The organism is Lutibacter oricola, from assembly GCF_900106565.1.
GTDB lineage: Bacteria > Bacteroidota > Bacteroidia > Flavobacteriales > Flavobacteriaceae > Lutibacter > Lutibacter oricola.
On the sequence record NZ_FNNJ01000035.1, the window covers coordinates 1 to 3235 of the forward strand.

General features: G+C 26.3%; 3 protein-coding genes. All 3 read left to right on the forward strand.

Annotated features, from left to right (window positions below; genetic code table 11):
- The first annotated feature begins 252 nt into the window (after positions 1-252).
- The 3 genes from BLU40_RS17240 to BLU40_RS17250 all read left to right on the forward strand — a co-directional run bounded on the left by BLU40_RS17240 (position 253) and on the right by BLU40_RS17250 (position 2979).
- Positions 253-1086 carry a DUF4261 domain-containing protein gene (locus BLU40_RS17240; protein WP_245729971.1) on the forward strand — a complete coding sequence of 278 codons (834 nt, stop codon included), beginning with the start codon at positions 253-255 and terminating at the stop codon, positions 1084-1086.
- A gap of 156 nt (positions 1087-1242) precedes the next feature.
- On the forward strand, positions 1243-2349 hold the full coding sequence (locus BLU40_RS17245; protein WP_090126727.1) for an AbiH family protein: 1107 nt from the start codon (positions 1243-1245) through the stop codon (positions 2347-2349).
- Positions 2350-2526: 177 nt separating this feature from the next.
- Positions 2527-2979 (forward strand): hypothetical protein, encoded by a 453-nt coding sequence (locus BLU40_RS17250; RefSeq protein WP_090126730.1) that lies wholly within the window; start codon positions 2527-2529, stop codon positions 2977-2979.
- The last annotated feature ends 256 nt before the right edge of the window (positions 2980-3235 follow it).

Genomic DNA, 3235 nt, shown 5'->3' on the forward strand with positions numbered 1-3235 from the left:
AATAATGATTTTAAGATTAATTAAACTAAAAAGATAAATTTAAGTTAATAAAAAAACACAGAATAAAAATGACAACAGTATGATTTTTTAGCACCAAAATGCATAGCCAAAGTAGGCAACAACTGGTATATTTTATAGCTTGGTTTTTGCACACTTACGAAAATCCTAAAGGGATTTTCTAGGTCGGTAAATATTTACTAAATTTATTGCTTAATCACGCCACAAAACATACCAAAAACCGTTGGGCACAATATGAAAAAATCACTAACCATAATATTAATAATAGGAATTCTAACAATGGGATTATTTAGTTTTTTTAAAAAAGAGAAAAAGATTGAATCAAATACAAATTCAGCAATTTTAGGAATGGTACTTTTAGAAGAACCTAAATCATTTGATTTAAATGGAACAGTAAACGAATTAAGAACAAGATGGAAATTAAAAGTAAATGACAATGATACTGGTGATTTAGGTGCTGTCTTGGCTATTGGAGAATATAATGTTGCAATAGCAAATATTCCTGCTGCTATTCCAGAAGGAGAAGTTGAAAAAACTGCAGAATACAATTATTTATGGGAAAACGGAGTTGAAGAAACTTCAAAACATAAAGGACACATAGTTTTATCAATTATGAACGCTGGAAAAAATGCAGTTAAAGAAAATTTATTATACAGTAAGATTGCATCTGCTGTTATGAATAATAGCAAATCATTAGGAATATATATTGGAGGTAGAACTTTAGTTCTAAAAAAGGATTTTTATCAAGAAAATGTGGAAATGATGACTGAAGAAGACCTTCCCTTATACAATTGGATTTACTTTGGTTTGAAAAAAGAAAACGGAAAACAATCTGTTTACACCTATGGACTTGCTGATTTTGGTAAAAAGGAAATGGAAATTGTTGAATCGGAAAGTTCAATCGAAGAGTTGAATGAAATGATGTTCAATTTAGCTCATTATGTTATAGCTTATAACGTGACATTAAAAGATGGAGAAACGATTGGAATTTCCGCCGAACAAAAACTGAAAATTTCCGAATCAAAAGGTAAGTTCTTGGATGGAAGTACATTAAAGATTGAATATTAAAAAAATACTGTGCCCAACAATGCGTTTATTTCATTGCTTGGTTAATTCTACGTACGAAAAGCCTCTGATTATTCTAATGTTTGGAGTTTTTTAATTAAATTTGAGCTTAATCACGCAACGAAACCAAACTCTAAACCGTTGGCAACAAGCTAAAAAATGAAACGAAAAAGAAAAAGCAACAATGCAATTATAATTATTGGAAATGGTTTTGATTTAGCTCACAACCTTAAAACAAGTTATAATGATTTTTCGAATTATTTTATTGAGAATCGAATAATTAAAGAATTACAAGAGATTTTAACTACTCGAAACGATAAGCATAATTTATTTGATCACGATTTTTTAAAAAAGTTCACACGTAACCAAATTTATAAACTTGAGTCTTATACAGATTTTATTCCATATCATCTACTAAGAAATGAACCAGACAAATTATTAAAATATTTTAATGAAAATACTGATATCATACAATACGTAATTTCAAATAAATTTCTTGGTAAACTTTACGCCAATAACTATTTAAATTGGTTTGATATTGAAAATGCATATTTCAAAGAGTTAGTTATTCTAAAGAATAACTTTTTGGACAAGAAAAAGTCATTTGATATTAATCATTTAATAAAACTTAACGATGATTTTAAACTAATTAAATCCGAGCTTAAAGATTATCTAAAAACAATCAAAACATCAGAAAACCAACAAATTGAAAAATTTCTTTCATCAATTATAAGCACTAATCAAAATGAAAAATTTTATATAATTAATTTTAATTACACAAATACAATTGAAAAGTATCTGACTTATTATGAAAACCTAAAAAATGTGAATCTAAATTACATTCACGGAAGTCTTATTTCAGAGAATATTATTTTTGGATATGGAAATGATCAGAATTCAGATTATCAAGAAATCAAGAATTTTGAAATTGATGAATTTTTAGAATATTTTAAAACATTTGAATATCTAAAGAATAATAATTATTCTGAGGTTTATGAAAAATCAATTGATAATTTCACAAATTATGATGTTTATGTTTTAGGACATTCTCTGGGATTGTCTGATAAAACATTATTGGAAGAAATTTTTGATACAGATAAATGTAAAAGAATTCATTTATTTAAGAGGAGAGATTTAGAAGATAACAAAGATGAATTAGAGAAAATGTTTAATAAGCTTTTATTTGCTGCAAGTAGGATTATAGGAAATGAAAAAGATTTAAGAAAAAAAATAAATAATTACGAGAACTCTTCTTTCTTTCCTTAAAACAATAAATCGCCAGTTGCCAACAACTCATAAAATTTATGCTTAAATTTGATTTAGTACAAACGACAAACATTCAATTAACAATTTGCTACGTCCGAAAAATCTCCGATTTTCCAGTCGCACAAATCTTATAAAAGCCCGTTGTAAGCTATTAGCGGAAAGAAAAAAAAGAAACCTATGAAAAGAATTGCCTCATTATTGATACTAATATTTACGATAATATCTTGTAATCCGAAAACTGAAGTTGTTGAAGGAGATTTATATTTTCAAATAATAGATTTCACAAATTTTCACCAAGCGACTAATGATCAACTTGAAGAACTAGACAAACATATTGATAGTTTGAGATTATCTAAAATGATTACTGAAGAAGATTTAGAATATATAGGTTTTTATGATCAAGTAAAAAAGCATAATTTGTTAAGAAAACCTCTGATTAGAATAAAATCTGATACTCTGATTAGGAGAATTTATCTTACCGAATCTGAATTTAAGAAAGTAAAAAATTATAAATGGTCTGATTTAGGAAAACGGAAAAAGAAAGTGAAAATTAAAATAGAAATTAGAGAATTAGATGAGGATATATACTTTTCTGATAAAATTATTGATTATCAGGAAATTGAAAAATAACAGCTTACAACACTGTTTATATTTTATAGCTTGGTTCTAGCTCATTTACGAAAATCCTATCGGATTTTCTACGTTTGTGTTTTATTTAGTAAATTAGTAGCTTAAAAACGCTACAAAACATACACAAACCCGTTAGCCAAAATAACGTCATCGAAAAAACATTATGATAAATAAATTTAATTATTTTATCATTCAACAAAGTAATGATAAGAAAAAACGATTATCTTATCATAATGATTTATATTTGTAAAGAAAA

Excerpts from the sequence above, each read along its gene's own strand:
- BLU40_RS17250 (WP_090126730.1), top strand. The coding sequence starts at position 2,527 with ATGAAAAGAATTGCCTCATTATTGATACTAATATTTACGATAATATCT.
- BLU40_RS17245 (WP_090126727.1), top strand. The coding sequence starts at position 1,243 with ATGAAACGAAAAAGAAAAAGCAACAATGCAATTATAATTATTGGAAAT.
- BLU40_RS17240 (WP_245729971.1), top strand. The coding sequence starts at position 253 with ATGAAAAAATCACTAACCATAATATTAATAATAGGAATTCTAACAATG.